This is a genomic window from Bradyrhizobium sp. U87765 SZCCT0048 (genome assembly GCF_018131225.1).
Lineage (GTDB): Bacteria > Pseudomonadota > Alphaproteobacteria > Rhizobiales > Xanthobacteraceae > Bradyrhizobium_A.
In genome coordinates this window covers 771,449-789,254 of the sequence record NZ_JAFCMM010000001.1, presented here as the reverse complement: position 1 = coordinate 789,254, position 17,806 = coordinate 771,449, and the positions used below count along the sequence as shown (strand labels likewise).

Annotated in this window: 17 protein-coding genes; 13 read left to right on the top strand and 4 right to left on the bottom strand. The window is 66.0% G+C overall.

The window, feature by feature from the left end; all coding sequences use genetic code 11:
• Window positions 1-30: 30 nt before the first annotated feature.
• The gene (locus JQ639_RS03430) at window positions 31-2,388 is read left to right on the top strand and encodes an Orn/Lys/Arg family decarboxylase (RefSeq protein WP_211969398.1); all 2,358 of its coding nucleotides are present in this window, start codon (window positions 31-33) and stop codon (window positions 2,386-2,388) included.
• 5 nt (window positions 2,389-2,393) lie between these two features.
• Window positions 2,394-3,014, top strand: coding sequence for a GNAT family N-acetyltransferase (locus JQ639_RS03425; protein ID WP_211969399.1), 621 nt, complete (start codon window positions 2,394-2,396; stop codon window positions 3,012-3,014).
• Between the two features lie 278 nt (window positions 3,015-3,292).
• Here the strand turns inward: JQ639_RS03425 and JQ639_RS03420 are convergent, their stop codons facing one another.
• On the bottom strand, window positions 3,293-4,243 hold the full coding sequence (locus JQ639_RS03420) for a catechol 2,3-dioxygenase (protein ID WP_211969400.1): 951 nt from the start codon (window positions 4,241-4,243) through the stop codon (window positions 3,293-3,295).
• Window positions 4,244-4,398: 155 nt separating this feature from the next.
• Here JQ639_RS03420 and JQ639_RS03415 point away from each other — a divergent pair, with 155 nt between their 5' ends.
• The 7 genes from JQ639_RS03415 to JQ639_RS03385 all read left to right on the top strand — a co-directional run bounded on the left by JQ639_RS03415 (window position 4,399) and on the right by JQ639_RS03385 (window position 10,847).
• Window positions 4,399-5,088 (top strand): TetR/AcrR family transcriptional regulator, encoded by a 690-nt coding sequence (locus JQ639_RS03415; protein WP_249123524.1) that lies wholly within the window; start codon window positions 4,399-4,401, stop codon window positions 5,086-5,088.
• A 35-nt stretch (window positions 5,089-5,123) separates the two neighbouring features.
• Entirely contained in the window at window positions 5,124-6,107 is a 984-nt protein-coding gene (locus JQ639_RS03410) for an amidohydrolase family protein (RefSeq protein WP_211969401.1), read from the top strand.
• A gap of 57 nt (window positions 6,108-6,164) precedes the next feature.
• Window positions 6,165-7,034, top strand: a complete 870-nt coding sequence (locus JQ639_RS03405) for an amidohydrolase family protein (RefSeq protein ID WP_211969402.1) — start codon at window positions 6,165-6,167, stop codon at window positions 7,032-7,034.
• 56 nt (window positions 7,035-7,090) lie between these two features.
• On the top strand, window positions 7,091-8,386 hold the full coding sequence (gene dctA / locus JQ639_RS03400) for a C4-dicarboxylate transporter DctA (protein ID WP_211969403.1): 1,296 nt from the start codon (window positions 7,091-7,093) through the stop codon (window positions 8,384-8,386).
• 37 nt (window positions 8,387-8,423) lie between these two features.
• Entirely contained in the window at window positions 8,424-9,146 is a 723-nt protein-coding gene (locus JQ639_RS03395) for a PIG-L deacetylase family protein (RefSeq protein ID WP_211969404.1), read from the top strand.
• On the top strand, window positions 9,143-9,835 hold the full coding sequence (locus JQ639_RS03390) for a 4-carboxy-4-hydroxy-2-oxoadipate aldolase/oxaloacetate decarboxylase (protein WP_211969405.1): 693 nt from the start codon (window positions 9,143-9,145) through the stop codon (window positions 9,833-9,835). Before JQ639_RS03395 ends, JQ639_RS03390 begins: the two co-directional genes overlap by 4 nt.
• A 139-nt stretch (window positions 9,836-9,974) precedes the next feature.
• On the top strand, window positions 9,975-10,847 hold the full coding sequence (locus JQ639_RS03385; RefSeq protein WP_211969406.1) for a substrate-binding domain-containing protein: 873 nt from the start codon (window positions 9,975-9,977) through the stop codon (window positions 10,845-10,847).
• Between the two features lie 268 nt (window positions 10,848-11,115).
• Here the strand turns inward: JQ639_RS03385 and JQ639_RS03380 are convergent, their stop codons facing one another.
• Genes JQ639_RS03380 through maiA form a run of 3 tightly spaced genes read right to left on the bottom strand, consistent with a single transcriptional unit; the run spans window position 11,116 to window position 13,455 of the window.
• On the bottom strand, window positions 11,116-12,312 hold the full coding sequence (locus JQ639_RS03380; protein WP_211969407.1) for a 3-hydroxybenzoate 6-monooxygenase: 1,197 nt from the start codon (window positions 12,310-12,312) through the stop codon (window positions 11,116-11,118).
• An 11-nt stretch (window positions 12,313-12,323) separates the two neighbouring features.
• Window positions 12,324-12,833 (bottom strand): MarR family winged helix-turn-helix transcriptional regulator, encoded by a 510-nt coding sequence (locus JQ639_RS03375; protein WP_211969408.1) that lies wholly within the window; start codon window positions 12,831-12,833, stop codon window positions 12,324-12,326.
• Window positions 12,823-13,455, bottom strand: coding sequence for a maleylacetoacetate isomerase (gene maiA / locus JQ639_RS03370; protein ID WP_211969409.1), 633 nt, complete (start codon window positions 13,453-13,455; stop codon window positions 12,823-12,825). Before maiA ends, JQ639_RS03375 begins: the two co-directional genes overlap by 11 nt.
• A gap of 122 nt (window positions 13,456-13,577) precedes the next feature.
• On the opposite strand from maiA, the gene gtdA reads away from it, so the two are divergent.
• The 4 genes from gtdA to JQ639_RS03350 all read left to right on the top strand — a co-directional run bounded on the left by gtdA (window position 13,578) and on the right by JQ639_RS03350 (window position 17,802).
• Window positions 13,578-14,621 (top strand): gentisate 1,2-dioxygenase, encoded by a 1,044-nt coding sequence (gtdA, locus tag JQ639_RS03365; protein WP_211969410.1) that lies wholly within the window; start codon window positions 13,578-13,580, stop codon window positions 14,619-14,621.
• A 9-nt stretch (window positions 14,622-14,630) separates the two neighbouring features.
• Entirely contained in the window at window positions 14,631-15,320 is a 690-nt protein-coding gene (locus tag JQ639_RS03360) for a fumarylacetoacetate hydrolase family protein (protein WP_211969411.1), read from the top strand.
• Window positions 15,321-15,425: 105 nt separating this feature from the next.
• Complete coding sequence (locus JQ639_RS03355) at window positions 15,426-16,598, top strand: ABC transporter substrate-binding protein (RefSeq protein WP_211969412.1); 1,173 nt, start codon at window positions 15,426-15,428, stop codon at window positions 16,596-16,598.
• 331 nt (window positions 16,599-16,929) lie between these two features.
• Window positions 16,930-17,802 (top strand): branched-chain amino acid ABC transporter permease, encoded by an 873-nt coding sequence (locus JQ639_RS03350; protein WP_211969413.1) that lies wholly within the window; start codon window positions 16,930-16,932, stop codon window positions 17,800-17,802.
• Window positions 17,803-17,806 lie beyond the last annotated feature (4 nt).

Here is a 17,806-nt window from a genome sequence, read left to right as displayed (position 1 = left end):
GCCTCCCACCCCAGGACCCGTGGCGGACCCATGAACTTCTTCCAACGCTTCACTTTTCTTTTCTCGGCGCCGGTGTTCGACGCGGACGATCTCGAGGGGCTGCGGCTCCAGCAGATCATGGCCGCGATCGAGCACATGGGTTTCCAGGTGGTCAAGGCACGGCGCATCGAGGACGCCGAGATCGCGGTGCAGACCGACGCCGCCATCGGCTGCATGGTGGTCGACTGGGGCAAGAAGGGCCTGGAAGGCAAGGCGGCGTCCCTGATCGCCCTGATGCGTCGCCGGGGCCTCGAGATGCCGATCGTCCTGCTGGTACGCCGCAAGCGCTTCGAGGACATCCCGGTCGAGGTGCTGGACTTCATCGACGGTTACATCTTCCTGGCGGAGGAAACTCCGGAATTCATCGCCAAGAACCTGGTCAGCCGGCTCAAGCAGTATGCCGAGACCCTCAAGACGCCGTTCTTCGGCGCGCTGTCGGACTTCGCCGAGGAGGGCAACCAGCTCTGGACCTGTCCCGGCCACAACGGCGGCATCTTCTATAGCCGCAGCCCGATCGGGCGCATCTTCATGGAGCACCTCGGCGAAGCGGTGTTTCGCGACGACCTCGACAACTCGGTGCTGGAGCTCGGCGACCTCCTGACCCATGAAGGGCCGGCGCTGCAGGCGCAGAAGGAGGCCGCCACCATTTTCGGCGCCGAGAAGACGTACTTCGTCCTCAACGGCACCTCGGCGTCCAACAAGATCGTGCTGTCGGCGCTGGTCGCCGAGGGTGACCTCGTGCTGTTCGACCGCAACAACCACAAGGCGGCCCATCACGGCGCGCTGCTGCTCGGGGGCGGCACGCCGGTCTACCTGCCGACCGAGCGCAATTCCTACGGCCTGATCGGCCCGATTACGCCCGCTTCGCTCGACGAGGCCACCATTCGCGCGGCGATCGCGGCGAGCCCGCTGGTCAAGGATCCGGAGGCGGCGACCCGCCGCCGGCCGTTCCGTGTCGCGGTGATCGAGCAGTGCACCTATGACGGCACCATCTACAATGCCCAGAAGCTGCTGGAGAAGATCGGCCCGCTCTGCGACTATATCCTGTTCGACGAGGCCTGGGCCGGCTTCATGAAATTCCATCCGATCTATGCCGAGCGCTTCGCGATGGGGCTGCGCGAGCTCGGACCGGACGCGCCCGGCATCATCGCCACCCAGTCGACCCACAAGCAGCTCGCGAGCTTCTCGCAGGCGTCGCAGATCCATGTCAGGGATCGCCACATCAAGGGCCAGCGCCGCCGCGTCGAGCACCGCCGCTTCAACGAGAGCTTCCTGCAGCACGCCTCGACGTCGCCGTTCTATCCGCTGTTCGCCTCGCTCGACGTCGGCGCGCAGATGATGAAGGGCCGCTCCGGCGAAGTGCTGTGGGACGATACCATTCGTCTCGGCATCGAGCTACGCAAGAAGCTGCGCGCCGTCCGCCGTGAGTTCGACGAGAAGGAGAGCGATCCGGTCCGCCGCTGGTTTTTCGATCCGTTCGTGCCCGACCGGGTGTCGATCCCCGACGTCGCGCGCGAGGGCGGGACGCATGACGTGCCGTGGGAAAGCCTGTCCACCGATCAGCTCGCCAGCAAGGCGACCTATTGGGAGTTCAAGCCCGGAGCGGCCTGGCATGGCTTTGCGAACCTCGCGCCGGGGCTCGCCATCACCGATCCGAACAAGCTGACCCTGCTGACACCGGGGCTCGACCGCACCACCGGACAGTACGAGGCGCACGGCATTCCGGCGCCGGTGGTGGCGCAGTATCTTCGCGAGAACCGCGTCGTGCCGGAGAAGAACGACCTCAACTCGCTGCTGTTCCTGCTGACGCCGGGTGTGGAGTCCAGCAAGGCCGGCACGCTGGTCAGCGCGCTCGTCGCTTTCAAGCGCCTGCACGACGACAACGCGCTGCTCGACGATGTGATGCCGGAGTTCGTGGCGCGGCGGCCGGCACGCTATCGCGGCGTGCGCCTGCGCAACCTCTGCGGCGAGATGCACGCGTTCTACCGCTCCGCCAACATCAGCGAGCTGCAGAAGGCCCAGTTCCGCGCCGAGCATCTGCCGGAGCCGGCGATGACGCCATATCAGGCTTCGCGCTATCTCGTGCGCAACGATGTCGACTATCTGCCGATCGACGAGATCGACGGGCGCATCGCCACGACGCTGTTCGTGGTCTATCCGCCGGGCATCGCCACCATCGTGCCGGGCGAGCGCATCACCGAGCGTGCGAAGCCGATGATCGCCTACCTAAAGGCGTTCGAGCGGGCGGAAAACCTGTTTCCGGGCTTCGGCGCCGAAATCCAGGGGCTCTATCGCGAGGTCGATGCCAGCGGCGTCATCCGCTTCCACACCTATGTCGTGCGGGAGTGATCGCGATGGCTGAACCCGGTCTCGACGTGTCGGCCGTCGCGGGGCCGGCGCCGATCGTCACCATCCGCGCCTCGCGTGACGAGGATGTCGACGCGATGCTGGCGATCTACCGCTATCATGTGCGTCATGGCGTCGAGCCCGGCGCGGTGCAGGCGTCCGAGCCGCTCGATCCCGACGACCTCAAGCAGCGGCGCAAGAACATGCGCAGCCGTCGCCTGCCGCACATCGTCGCCGAGATCGACGGCGTCATCGTCGGCTACGCCTATGCCGTGCTGTTCCGCAAGCGGCCGGCCTATCGCTACACCGCCAAGCACTCGATCTATGTCCACCACGACCACCTGCGCGCCGGCGTCGGGCGGGTGCTGCTGCCGGCGCTGGTCGATGCCTGCGCGGCGGCCGGCTATCGCCAGCTCATCGGCTATATCGACGCCGCCAACGCGGCCTCGATCCGCCTGCACGAGAGCTGCGGTTTCCGCCAGGTCGGCTACCTGCCGGCGATCGGCTACAAGTTTGGCCACTGGGCGGCCACCGTGATGATGCAGCGCTCTCTCGGCGCCGGCGACACCACGCCGCCGGACTCGGTGCTGACCCATCCGGCGGCGGGTGGGCATGAGGGACACGGCTGACGCGCTGGACGCCGGATGCGGGGCGGCGCCTTCGGACGGGCCACGTCCGTCCGCACGTGCAGGACGCAGACCGGATGAACGCTTTACTCCTCATGGTGAGGAGCGCAGCGTAGCTGCACGTCTCGAACCATGAGGCCGCAGTGCCTGCGAAACGCGCCGTGGCCTCGTCCTTCGAGATGGCGCTACGCGCCTCCTCAGGATGAGGGGAGAGCGCGTCTGTGTTGCGAGAGAGAGTAGAGAATAGAGCGACGTAGAGCGGAGCAGTCGAACGCCGCCCCTCACACCGGCGGCGTGCCGTGGGTATGGAAGGATTCGATGGTCTTCAATCCCCACGCCTGGCCCTTCTTGCGTTCCTCCTCGGTCCACACGATCGGCTTCCAGTCCGGCGCCAGGATCAGCCGTGCGCCGGCGTTCGCCACTTCGACGCGGTTGCCGCCTGGTTCGTAGACATAGAGGAAGAACGTCTGCTGCACGGCGTGCTTGTGCGGGCCGGTCTCGATGTGGATGCCGTTCTCCAGGAAGATATCGGCGGCGCGTAAAATCTCCTCGCGGCTGTCGAGTGCGTAGGTGACATGGTGGAAGCGGCCCCTCGTGCCGGAGTGGTCGCGGGTGTAGGCGAAGTCGTAGGTCTTGTTGGACACCGTCAGCCACATGCCGGCCTCCGTGCCGTCGTTCAGCACGATCTGCTCGGTGAGGCGGCAGCCGAGATAGTTTTCAAAGAACAGGCGGTTGGCCTTGATGTCGACAGCGAGGCAGTTGAGATGGTCGAGGCGACGGACATTGACGCCGCGGGCAGGGAAGCGCTGCGCCTGGTTCTTCAGCGCCGGCTTCAACTCCGGCGGGGCCTGATACCACTCAGTCTCGTAATAGAGTTCGACCACGTGGCCGTCGGGATCATGGCAGCGGAACGCCGGCCCGTGGCCGAGATCGCCTTCGATCCAGCCGATGTCATGGCCTGATCCCTTCAACGCGGCGACGCGGCGCTCGAGCGCCTGCGGGCTGCGCGCTCGGAACGCCATGTGACCCATGCCCGAGGTTTTCGATGCCGTCAGCTTTAGCGTCGCGCGCTCGTAGTCGTCCCAGCCGCGCAGGTAGACGGAGTCGCCCTGCCGTCCGCTGATGGTCATGCCCATCACGTCGACGAAGAACTTCAGGCTCTCGTCCGGCTTGGGGGTGAGCATCTCCATGTGGCCGAGATGGGCAAGATCGAGGATCGGTTCCGGCGTCATGGCTGCTCCTGAGGGCGACGGACGTGTCTTATTGACAAGACCATATCTTTTGTACAGATGTACAAAAGAACGCGGGCGACGGCAACCGGGCCGTCCGCTGTTTCATGAACCTCTGGATGTGGAGCGAGGGCGAGGGGATGGCGCGGAACCCGAACATGCGGGAAGCGATCCTGAGCGCGGCGGAGCAGCTGTTCTCGACCCATGGCTACGATGCGGTCTCGATCCGCGACATCGCCCAGGCCGCGGGCGCCAATCCCGGCAGCGTCACCTATCACTTCAAGAGCAAGGACGGCCTGCTGCTCGAGATCTACCGCCGTCACTGCGGGCCGATGAACCAGCGCCGCATCGAGCTGCTGGTTGCGGCCAGGCGGATCAACGACCAGCAGCAGCGCCTCGAGGCGATCGTGCGCGCCTATGTGCTGCCGGCGTTCTCCTCCAGCAGCGATCTTGCCGGAGGCGGTGCGCGCTTCACGCGGCTGCGCGCGGTGATGTCGGCGGAGGGCAATGCGGTGGTCGGGCGGATCATCGCCGAGATTTTCGACGATACGACCCAGACCTTCATCGCGGCGATCCGCGAGAGCCTGCCGCACCTGCCGCTCACCACGGTGGTGTGGCGCTGCCAGTTCCTGCTCGGCGCCCTCTACTACACGCTGATCACGCCGGAGCGGGTGACGCGGCTGTCGCGGGGCGAGGCAGACGGGTCCGATGTCGCCCATGCGATCGAGGAACTGGTCGCCTCGACGGTGGCGTCACTGCAGGCGCCCGGCGTGGGCGATGTTCCGGTCGCGGCGAGTGCCGGCCGGCCGGCGGCGCGCGCGGCCAAGCGCGTGGCGACTGCCAAATAGGGCCGGCGAACAACAAGAATACGGGAGAAAACGGCATGCGCAGGCGTGATCTGCTGGCGGGAAGTGCAGGGCTCGGCGTTGCAGCTTGGGCCGGAGGTCTGCCGCCGGCGCCTGCCGCGGATGGCGAGGCGCGGGCGATTCCCACGATTCCCGCGATTCCTGGGCCCGATCCCGACACGCGGACGCCGAAGTTCAGGTTGCCCGCCGGCAGTGTCGACACCCACACCCACATCTTCGGTCCCGCCGCGACCTATCCGTTCTCGCCGAAGCGGCCGTATTCGCCGCCGGACGCGCCGCTTGCGATGTTTCGCAGCCTGCACGACAGGATCGGTGTCGAACGGGCGGTCATCGTCAACGCCACGGTTCACGGTTTCGACAACCGCGTGGTCACCGACGCAATTGCACAGAGTGAGGGCCGTTATCTCGGCATCGCCAACATCAATGACGCCATGTCCGACGCCGAGCTGCGCGCCCTCGACAAGGCCGGCATCCGCGGCTGCCGCTTCGCCTTCCTGAAGCGGCTCGGTGGTGTCGGCGACATGAAGGTGTTCCGTCGCCTCGTCGATCGCGTCGCGGCGATCGGCTGGCATGTCGACATCTACCTGGAGCAGGGCACCGTACGCGAATTTGCCCCGATCCTGCAGGCGCTGCCGGTGACTTATGTGATCGACCACATGGGCACCATTGATGCCGGCAAGGGCCTCGACGATCCGGAGTTCAAGGCGTTGCTGGCGCTGCAGCGCGCGGACGAGAAGTGCTGGATCAAGATCACCGGCCTGGAGCGTGCCTCCGCCACTGGCGCGCCGTTTCATGACGCGGTGCCGTTCGCCAGGGCCCTGATCGACAATGCGCCCGATCGCGTGATCTGGGGCACCGACTGGCCGCATCCCAACGTCAAGGTGATGCCCAACGATGGCGATCTCGTCGATCTCGTTCCGCTCTACGCGCCCGAGGCTGACACGCAGCGCAAGCTGCTGGTCGCCAATCCGAATCGGCTGTTCTGGCGCCGGCGCAAATGACCACGCGGCGCGCGGCTGTCCCGCGCGCCGGATGACAACGACCACACAGGGATCGCCATGCTCAAGCCGACCATTCCCGGACCCGACCCCGACACCCGCACGCCGGCATTCAAGCTGCCGCCGCTCGCCTGCGACGCCCACACCCACATCTTCGGGCCGCATGACACCTATCCCTATGCGCCGAACCGGCCCTACACGCCGCCGGACGCGCCGCTCGCCGACTTCCGCGCGCTGCACAAGAAGCTCGGCATCGGCCGTGCCGTGATCGTCAATGCCAGCGTGCATGGCACCGACAACCGCGTCGCGCTCGATGCCATCGCCGCCAGCGGCGGCACTTACCGCGCCGTTGCCAACATCGACGGCACCATTACCGAGCGGGGCTTGCGTGAGCTGCACGAGGGCGGCTTCCGCGGCTGCCGCTTCAACTTCGTGCGCCATCTCGGCGGCGTGCCGGATATGGCCGTGTTTCACCGCATCGTCGCGATGATCGCGCCGCTCGGCTGGCACGTCGACCTGCATTTCGATGCCATCGACCTGCCGGAATATGCCGATCTCCTGGCTAAGCTGCCGGTGCGTTACACCATCGACCACATGGGCCGGGTGAAAGCGTCCGACGGACTCGACCAGTTGCCGTTCCGCACCCTGATCGACCTGATGCAGCGCGACGACAAGTGCTGGGTCAAGGTCTGCGGCTGCGAGCGGGTATCGTCAAGCGGCCCGCCGTTCCATGACGCGGTGCCGTTTGCGCGCAAGATTGTCGAGACAGCGCCGGACCGGGTGATCTGGGGCACCGACTGGCCGCATCCCAATGTCAAGGTGATGCCGAACGACGGCGATCTCGTCGACCTGATCCCGCTGTTCCTGCCCGAGCCGGAGTGGCAGCAGCTGGTGCTGGTCGATAATCCGGCGCGGCTGTTCGAGTTCTGATCCGCGCCAACGCGCCAAAACAACAAAGACAGGGGAAACGATAGGTGAGCATCTCGATGACGCAGGCGACTGCCGCTCGACGACCGACGAAGGCATGGTGGAAGGAGTTGTGGGTCCAGGTCATGGTCGCCATGGCGCTCGGCATCGTGCTCGGCGTCTGGCGGCCGGATCTGGCGACCCAGATGCAGCCGTTCGGCGACGCCTTCATCAAGGCAATCCGCATGCTGATCGCGCCGATCATCTTCTGCACGGTGGTCAACGGCATCGCCCACATGGCCGACATGGCCAAGGTGGGGCGGGTGGCGATCAAGGCGATCGTCTACTTCGAGGTGGTCACGACGTTCGCGCTGATCATCGGCCTCGTCGCGGTCAACCTTTGGCAGCCCGGCGCTGGGATGAACGTCGACGTCTCCACGATCAATCCCAGCGTCATCGAACCCTACGTCAAGCAGACGTCGGCGGTCGGCTTCGTGCCGTTCCTGATGAACATCATTCCCAACACCTTCGTCGGCGCCTTTGCGGAGGGGCATATCCTGCAGGTGCTGTTCCTGTCGGTGATGTGCGGTTTCGCCCTGATCTGGCTCGGCGACAAGGCAAAGCCCATGACCGATGTGCTGGAGGTCGCCGCCAGGATGGTGTTCGGGCTCGTGCGCATCGTGATGTGGGCGGCGCCGCTCGGCGCGTTCGGCGCCATCGCGTTCACGGTCGGCAAGTTCGGCGTCGGCTCGCTGTCCTCGCTCGGCAAGCTGATCGGCGGCTTCTACGTCACCTGCATCATTTTCATCGCCATCGTGCTGGGACCGATCGCGGCGCTGTGCGGCGCCAATCTCCTCAAGCTGATCCGCTACATCTGGGAAGAGCTGTTAGTTTGCATCGCGACGACCTCGTCGGAGACAGTGCTGCCGCGCATGATCAGCAAGCTCGAGGCACTGGGGTGCGAAAAGAGCATTGTCGGTCTCGTGATTCCAACCGGCTATTCGTTCAACCTCGACGGCACCTGTCTCTATCTGGCAACCGCTGCCGTGTTCCTGGCGCAGGCCACCAACACTCACTTCGACGTCAGCCATCAGATCGGCCTGTTGCTGATCCTGCTGGTCACCTCGAAGGGCGCGGCGGGAATCGCCGGCGCGGCGTTTGTCGTGCTGGCGGCGACGCTGGCGGCGGGCGGCACCATTCCGGTGGCGAGCGTCGCGCTGGTGCTTGGCGTGCATCGCCTGATGTCGCAGGCGCTGACGCCGACCAACCTCGTCGGCAATGCGGTCGCGACCATCGTCATCGCCAGGTGGGAAAACGCGCTCGACATGACGCAGATGCGCAGGGTTCTCGACGGAGAGCCGGCGCCCACCGCCTGATCATCTTCCAACCTGTTCAATACGGAAAGGACACAACATGGCCACCACCAAGACCGGCCTCGTGGTCACCGCCCATCCCGGCGATTTCGTCTGGCGCGCCGGCGGGGCGATCGCGCTGCATGCTAAAAAGGGCTATCGCGTCAAGATCGTCTGCCTGTCCTATGGCGAACGCGGCGAAAGCCAGTTCGCCTGGAAGGAGGCGGGGGCGACGCTGGAGAAGGTCAAGGCCGGCCGGCGCGACGAGGCCGAGCGCGCCGCCGCGGTGCTCGGCGCCGAGATCGAGTTCTTCGACGTCGGCGACTATCCGCTGCGCCTCAAGGAGGAGCATTTCGACCGCATGGTCGACGTCTACCGCCAGCTCAACCCGTCCTTCGTGCTGACCCACGCGTTGGAGGACCCCTACAATTTCGACCATCCGACCGCCGCGCACTTTGCCCAGGAGACCCGCGTGGTCGCGCAGGCGATGGGCCACAAGCCCGGCGCCAAGTACACTTATGCGGCGCCACCGGTATTCCTGTTCGAGCCGCACCAGCCGGAGCAATGCAACTTCAAGCCCCAGGTGATCCTCAACATCGACGAGGTCTGGGAGCAGAAGCGCCGGGCGTTCGAGGTCCTCGCCGCGCAGAAGCATCTCTGGGAGTACTACACCCGCGTCGCGCTCAACCGCGGCGTCCAGGGCGGCCGCAACGCCGGCACGCCGATGACCTATGGCGAGGCGTATCAGCGGCTGTTCCCGGCCGTGGTGGGAGAGCTGGCATGAAGACCGTCGTCGTCAGGAATATTGCGCGGGCGGACGAAGCCTCCGTCAGGACGCTCGCCGGCCTCGGCGTCTCCACCGCCCACGAGGCCTACGGCCGCTTCGGCCTGATGCAGCCCTATATGCGTCCGATCTGGCCGGGCGCGGAAGTGGCCGGCACGGCCGTCACCGTGCTGGCGCAGCCTGGCGACAACTGGATGCTGCATGTCGCGGTCGAGCAGTGCCGCAAGGGTGACATCCTCGTGGTGGGCACGACCACCGAAAACCATGACGGCATGTTCGGCGAGTTGCTCGCGACCTCGCTGGTGGCGCGTGGCGTCGTCGGTCTGGTCATCGATGCCGGCTGCCGTGACATCAAGGCGCTCACCAGGATGGGCTTTCCAGTGTGGTCGCGCGCCATCTCCGCCAAGGGCACGGTCAAGGCGACGCTCGGCGCCGTCAACGTGCCTGTGGTGTGTGCCGGCGCGCTGGTGACGCCGGGCGACGTGGTGGTGGCCGATGACGATGGTGTCGTGGTGGTCCCGCGCGCGCAGGCCGCCGAGGTTGCCACAAAAGGCCTCAAGCGCCAGTCCGAGGAGGAGGGCAAGCGGGCGCGGCTGGCGTCCGGCGAACTCGGCCTCGACATGTACAGGATGCGCGAGACGCTGCAGAAGGCGGGGCTCGTCTATGTCGACCGGCCGGAAGACGTTTAGAGCCTGGGGATGGGCACCGCTGCCTTAGGCAGGCAAAGCTCCAGAGCATCCAATCCGTCCCCCTGAGGTGGCCGCGCAAGGCGCGGCCCTCGAAGGGCGACGGCCACTGATGCAGTAAACACGTATGGGAGTGCGGATCATGTCGTCTGAAGCGAAACGCCTGCGCATCCTGCTGGGCGATCATCCCGGAACAAAGGCGCTCAAGAGCGGGGAGGTGGCCTCCAGCCGCGTGGCGTTCGATTTCGCCGACTACACGCCCACCAACAAAGGCTTCAAGCCGATGGTGCGGCAGCAGGCGTTCGACGTCTCTGAAATGGCGCTGGTCACCTATCTGATGGCGCGCGACCACGGCAAGCCGATGGTGCTGTTGCCGGCGACCGTGATGGGGCGCTTTGCCCATGCGTCCGCGCTGTACAACGCCGAGCGGCGGCGGCTGACGGTTGCGGATCTCGCCGGCAAGCGTGTCGGCATCCGCTCCTTCACCACCACCTCCGGCGCCTGGCTGCGTGGCATTCTGGCCAATGACCATGGTGTCGATCTCGATGGCATCGAATGGATCACCTACGAGGATCCTCATGTCGCCGAGTACCGGGACACGACGACCCGGGCGCCGGCGGGCAAGACCATCCTGCAGATGCTGCTCGATGGCGAGATCGACGCGGCGCTCGGCGAGACCTCGGCCGATCCGCGCCTCAAGCCGCTGTTCGGCGATCCCGAGGCCGAGGCAAGGGCGTGGTACGCCAGACACGGCGTGATGCCGATCAACCATGTGGTGGTGGTCAGCCAGACGCTCAACGACGGCGATCCGGACACGGTGCGCGAGGTCTATCGCCTGCTGAAGGAAGCGAGGGCACGTGCCCCCGCGACGGTGCCGGACGGAACACCGTTCGGCCTTGCCGCCATGCGCCCGGCGTTGGAGCTGATCATCGCCTACGCCGCGCAGCAGAAGCTGATCTCGCGGCGTTTTACCGTGGAAGAGGTGTTCAGCGATCTGACACGCGGGTTGGCGTAAGCGGTGTTGCCGTAGCCCGGATGAGCGCAGCGACATCCGTGGGGCCTGCATTCGGAGCCCCGCATGTCGCAGCGCTCATGCGGGCTACAGTGCTGCGGTGCGTTCGCTGGCTTTTGATCATCAATCCGTCACCCTGAGCAGGCCATGCAACGCATGGCCCTAGAAGGGCGACGGCCCGGAAAGCAGCTCAGCGGCCGTTCATCCTTCGAGGCGCGCAAGAGCGCGCACCTCAGGATGACGGGTTACAGGCGGGGTGCGGTCGTCTTGCTCACTCCCCAAGCCCCGTGCCGCCATACAGCCACGCGAGGTGGTTGTAGTAATCCTCCGACGACTTCGCGCGCATGATTTCATTGCGCAGCACGGCATGGGCGCCGGCGGGGTGGTAGATGTGCTCGCCGATGGCGCGCGACTGTAATTGCACGCGGGCGGTGCGCACCATGCGCTGCTTGCGGTAGACCTCGAGCGCGGTGGCGTGATCGTCCGGATACTTGTCGAGCATGTGCGACAGGCAGACTGCATCTTCCAGCGCCATGCACGCGCCCTGCGCGAAGTATTGCATCATCGGATGGGCGGCGTCGCCGAGCAGGGCGACGCGGCCGTCGATCCAGGTCTCGACGGGCTCGCGGTCGCACAGCACCCACAGCTTCCAGTCCTTGCCGTGGCGGATGATGTTCTGCGCGCGCGGGTGGACGTGATGAAAACCCTTCATCACCTCTTCTTCCGACACCGGCTTGCCGGCGACCGGCTCGGGGGCGTCGTTGTGGTAGGTCACGACGAGGTTGAACACCTTCCAGCCGGACAGGGGATAGTGCACGATGTGGCACTTCGGGCCGGCCCACAGCGTCGCTGCATTCCAGCGCAGGTCTTCCGGCATCTGCTCGGTCGGGATCACCGAGCGGTAGGTGGTGTGGCCGGACACCCGCGGCGCGCCGTCGTTGACCACCTTCTTGCGGATGTTCGACCACAGGCCGTCGGCGCCGATCAGCAGCGAGCCGGTGACGGTGTCGCCGGAGGCGAGGCGCGCGGTGACCGACGAGCCGTCCTGGTCGTAGCCGACGACCTCGCTGCTGACGCGCAGCTCGATCCGCGGATCGGCCTGGCAGGTCTTCAGGAACACGCCATGAAGGTCGCCGCGGTGCACGACCGCATAAGGGTTCTTGAAGCGCGAGCGAAAGGCTTCGCGCAGGTCGATATGGGTGATTTCCTCGGCGGTGAGCGCATCCATCAGGCGGAGCTGGTCGACATACACCGCCATGCCACGCGCGGCCTCGCCGACGCCGAGATAATCGAAGGCATGGAAGGCGTTCGGCCCGAGCTGGATGCCGGCGCCGATCTCGCCGAGCGCCGGCGCCTTTTCCAGCACGATGCTGCGGATGCCCTTGCGCGCGAGGCCCACGGCGGCGGCGAGGCCGCCTATGCCGCCACCTGCGATCAATACGGGACGTGCGCCGGCGTTGGTGGTCAAGGATGCCTCCGTCAGGTTGTTTTCTTGAGATGTTCGACGGCGTCCTCCGCCCGCAGCGGGACGCGGGACACCTCGTTGTTGAGATCGACGAGCTGGATCAAAAGCCCCAGCAGGGTCTTGCGGTCGGCCGGCTTCAACGGCTCGAGCATGCGCGCCTGGGCGCGATCGACCGAGGCCATCACCTCGCGCAGCAGCGCAGCGCCGCTCGGGGTGAGATGCAGCAGCTTGACGCGCTTGTCGTCGGCGCCGGGCTTGCGCTGGACGTAGCCCTTGGTTTCCAGCCGTTCCAGCACGCTGCCGAGGGTCGAGCGGTCGAACGCGATCACGGCGGACAGCCGCGTCGCGTCGATGCCGGGATGACTGCGGATGGCCACCAGTGCGGCGTACTGCACCGGCGTCAGGTCGAACGTCTTGCACTCTTCCATGAAGATGGAGACGGCGATCTGCTGCATCCGCCGGAACAGGTAGCCCGGCTTGGTGTAGACGTCGTCCATCGACGGATGGTCGTCCTTATTCGGCATCGGGTTGACGATCGGGTGCGGCGTCCGCGAACGCCTTGAGGGAGCGGGCGGCGGCTTCCGCCGTCATCAGCCGCGGGAACTTGTCGACGGCGACGCCGAAGCGCCGGGCGTTGGCGAGCTGCGGCACGAGGCAGAGATCGGCGAGGGTGGGGGCGTTGCCGAAGCAGAACGGCCCGTCCTCCCCGGCGAGCAGCGCCTCGCAGGCCTCGAGGCCGTCCTGGTTGGCCCAGCCGGCCCAGGCGGTGACCTGCTCTTCGGGAAGGCCGAGCTGACGCAGCCGTGCCAGCACCTTGAGATTCTGCACCGGGTGAGTGTCGCAGGCGATCGCCATGGCGAACGCACGCACACGGGCGCGCGTGAGCGGGTCGCGCGGCAACAATGGCGGGATCGGATGGGTCTCGTCGAGCCATTCGATGATGGCGAGCGACTGTGTCAGCACGTCGCCCTGATCGTCGATCAGGGTGGGAACGAGGCCCTGCGGGTTGAGCTTGAGGTAATCCGGCGCGCGCTGCTCGCCCTTGCGCAGGTGATGGGGGAGATGCTCGACCGTCAGCCCCTTGAGATTGAGGGCGATCCGCACCCGGTACGACGCGCTGCTGCGGAAGTAGCCATGCAATTTCATCAAATCTCTCCCTGGGGCCTTCGGGCTTTTTGTCGCGCGCGCCGCTTGTTTGATGATTGACAGTACACATTCGATCAGTATGCTGTCAATCAATCACGATCAAGAAACCCGGGAGGCTGATCATGGATCACGCCATTCAGAAGACACCTGAGCGCGAAGCTTTTTACCGCAAGATCGACGGCGAAAACCTGTCGGCCCTGTGGAACGTGATGGGCGATCTCATTACGCCGCAGCCGAAGAGCCCGTGCCGTCCGCACCTCTGGAGCTTCGATGCGATCCGCGCCTACATGATCGAGGCAGGCGGTCTGATCACCGCCAAGGAAGCCGAACGGCGCGTGCTGATCCTCGAGAACCCGGGCCTGCGCGGCCAGTCCAAGATCACGACGTCGCTCTATGCCGGTGTGCAGCTGGTGATGCCGGGGGAAGTCGCGCCGGCGCATCGGCACACCCAGTCGGCGCTGCGGTTCATCCTCGAAGGCAAGGGGGCCTACACCGCGGTGGATGGCGAGCGCACCACGATGGAGCCCGGCGATTTCGTCATCACCCCGTCGATGACCTGGCATGATCACGGCAACCAGACCAGCGAGCCGATGTTCTGGCTCGACGGTCTCGATATTCCGGTGGTGCAGTTCTTCGATGCCTCGTTCGCCGAAGGCCTGGCCGAGGACGAGCAGCCGATCACCCGTCCCGCCGGCGACAGCTTCGCCCGCTACGGCCACAACCTGCTGCCGGTCGATCTCAAGCGGACGTCGAAGACGTCGCCGGTGTTCAACTATCCCTATGCCCACACCCGCGAGGCGCTGGAGACGGCCAGAAACAACAGCGAGTGGGATCCCTGTCACGGCCTCAAGCTGCGCTACACCAATCCGGTGACCGGCGAGTTCGCCATGCCGACCATCGGCACCTTCATCCAGCTGCTGCCCAAGGGCTTCTCCACGGCGCGCTATCGCTCCACCGATGCCACCGTGTTCGCGCCCATCGAGGGCCGCGGCCGCTCGCGCATCGGCGACCAGGTGTTCGAATGGGGGCCCCGCGACGTCTTCGTGGTGCCGAGCTGGCACTGGGTGACCCACGAGGCCGACGAGGACGCCGTGCTGTTCAGCTTCTCCGACCGACCCGTGCAGCAGAAGCTCGACCTGTTCCGCGAAGACCGCGGCAACGCCTGAGGACCACGAATGACTGACTACGTTTTCAATCCGCCCGTGCCGCCGACGGTCGCCGTCGCCGGCGAGACGGCGCGGTTTCCGGTGCGCCGCGTGTTCTGCGTCGGCCGCAACTACGCCGCGCACGCCCGCGAGATGGGCAAGGATCCGGATCGCGAGCCGCCGTTCTTCTTCACCAAGCCGGCGGACGCGGTGGTGGACAGTGGCGTCACCGTGCCGTACCCGCCGGAAACCAGCAACTTCCACTACGAGATCGAGCTGATCGTCGCGATCGGCCGCGAGGCGTTCGACATCAGCCGCGAGGCGGCGCTCGACCTCGTGTACGGCTATGGCGTCGGCATCGATCTCACACGCCGCGACCTGCAGTTCGAGGCGCGCGACAAGGGCCGCCCGTGGGACTGGGGCAAGGCGTTCGACCAGTCGGCGCCGATCGCGCCGCTGCATCGCGTTCGGGATGGCCAGCATCCGGCCAAGGGCCGCATCTGGCTCGCCGTCAACGGCGCCGTGAAGCAGGACGCGGACCTCACCGAGCTGATCTGGCCGGTGCCGGACATCATCTCGATCCTGTCGCGCTCCATGGTGCTCAAGCCCGGCGACCTGATCATGACCGGCACGCCCGCGGGCGTCGGCGCCATCGTCAGGGGTGACAAGGTCACCGGCGGTATCGACGGCCTCGGCGAGATCGCCATCACCATCGGCTGATGCGGCGGGCGGCGCATGGCGCCGCCCGTTCGTTCCGACCACGACACACCAAGCAACGAGGGCTCCGCGCCAAGGGGCCCCTCACTCACGGAGGAGGGTATAGTGATGAAGACGACCGTATTCGCCGCGGCTGCCGCCGCACTGCTGCTGGGCACCGCTGGCGCCATGGCGGCGGACCCGATCAAGATCGGGTTCATCTCGACGTTCTCGGGGCCGTCCGGCCAGCTCGGCCAGGAGCTGCTCGACGGCTTCAAGCTCGGCATCAAGAGCACCGGCAGCACGCTCGGCGGCCGTCCCGTCGAGGTCGTGCAGGGCGACGATCAGGCCAAGCCGGACGTCGGCCGCCAGCTTTCCGACAAGATGATCGAGAGCGATCGCGTCGAGATCATCACCGGCATCAACTTTTCCAACGTGATGCTGGCGGTGGCCAAGCCCGTGCTGGATTCCGGTGCGTTCGTGTTCAGCGTCAACGCCGGGCCTTCGCAGTATGCCGGCAAGCTGTGCAACCCGCACTATTTCAACGCCTCGTTCCAGAACGACACGCTGCCCGAAGCGATGGGCATCTATCTTCGTGAGAACAACGTCAAGCGCGTCTACCTGATGGCGCCGAACTATCCGGCGGGCAAGGACTTCCTCGCCGGCTTCAAGCGCACCTTCAAGGGCGAGATCGCCGGCGAGGTCTACACCGCGTTCGGCCAGCTCGACTACGCCGCCGAAATCGCGCAGCTGCGCGCGGCCAAGCCCGACGCCGTGTTCTTCTTCTATCCCGGCGGCATGGGCATCAACTTCGTCAAGCAGTACGCCCAGGCTGGCCTGAAGGACCAGATCAAGCTGTATGGCCCGTCGTTCTCGCTCGACCAGACCGTGCTGCCCGGCATGGGCGATGCCGCCATCGGCGCATTCGCGTCCACGTTCTGGACCGAGGACTTCGACAACGCTACCAGCAAGAAGTTCGTCGCCGACTTCGAGGCCGCCTACGGCCGCGTGCCGTCGCCAAACGCCGCCAACGCCTATGACGGCGCCCGCCTGCTCGACGCCGCGCTCAAGACGATCGGCGGCAAGATCGAGGACAAGGCCGCGTTCCAGAAGGCGCTGGAGACCGTCAAGTTCGACAGCGTGCGCGGCAACTTCAAGTTCAACACCAACCATCACCCGATCCAGGACTCCTACCTGGCCGAGATCGTCAAGGACGCCAAGGGCCGCCCCGGCATGAAGCGACTGGAGCTGATCAAGGCGGACCAGGCTGACTCCTATGTCGGCGAGTGCGCGATGAAGTAAGGTCCTGCGAGGCAGGATTAGCGTAATCCGTTACCCTGAGGTGGACAGCAACTCGGCTTGCCGAGTTGCGTTCCTGGTCAAGACGCAAGTCGGGTAAACCCAACTTTGCGTTGCGCAGCGGGACCCTCGAAGGGCGACGGCCCCTGCCGCAGCTCAGCGGCCGTTCATCCTTCGAGGCGCGCAAGAGCGCGCACCTCAGGATGACGGGGAGGGTGTCCTGTTCGCCCGGGAAAGCCTCGAAGAGATGCGACGCTGACAATGATCCGGGCAATCGCCCGGCTCAAGACATTAAAAAGACTGCGCGGCCGCAAATGGCCTTTTGGAGGTTATGATGGGTGCTGCGCTGTTCATCGAACAGTCGCTCAATGGACTGCAACTCGGGGTGCAGCTGTTCCTGATGGCGGCCGGCCTGACGCTGGTGTTCGGCATCATGAACATGATCAACCTGACCCACGGGTCGCTGTTCATGATCGGTGCGTTCCTCGCGGCCGCCGTGCTCGCGCGCACCGGCAGCTTCATGGTGGCGCTGGTGGTCGCCGTGCCGGCCACCGCGCTTGCCGGCGCGCTGCTGGAAGCCGCGGTGCTCAGGCGTTTCTACCACCGCGGCCATCTCGACCAGGTGCTGGTGACCTTCGGCCTGATCATGGTGCTCAACGAGGTCGTGCGCATGGTGTGGGGCGCGGTGCCGGTGCCGATGGCGCTGCCGTCGCTGCTGTCCGGCGCGGTCACGGTGGCGCCCGGCGTTGTCTATCCGAGCTTCCGCCTTGCCATTCTCGGCGTCGGCATCATCGTCGCGATCGCGCTCTATTTCATTGTCGTCCACACCCGCATCGGTATGTGGGTGAGGGCAGGGGCCAGCAACCGCGACATCGCCTCCGCCATGGGCGTCAATGTCGAACTGATCTTCCTGCTGGTGTTCGCCGCCGGCGCTGCGCTTGCGGGGCTCGCCGGCATCATGGCCGGTCCGATCAGCGCGGTGCAGGTTGGCATGGGCGAGCCGGTGCTGATCCTCGCCCTCGTCGTCACCGTGATCGGAGGTATCGGCTCGATCAAGGGCGCGTTCATCGCGGCCATCCTCATTGGCGTCGTCGATACCTTTGGCCGTGTGCTGCTGCCGCCGGCGCTCGGCAGTATGCTGATTTTCATGATGATGGCCGCGATCCTGGCGTGGCGGCCGCGCGGCTTGTTCCCGGTCCATAGCTGATGAG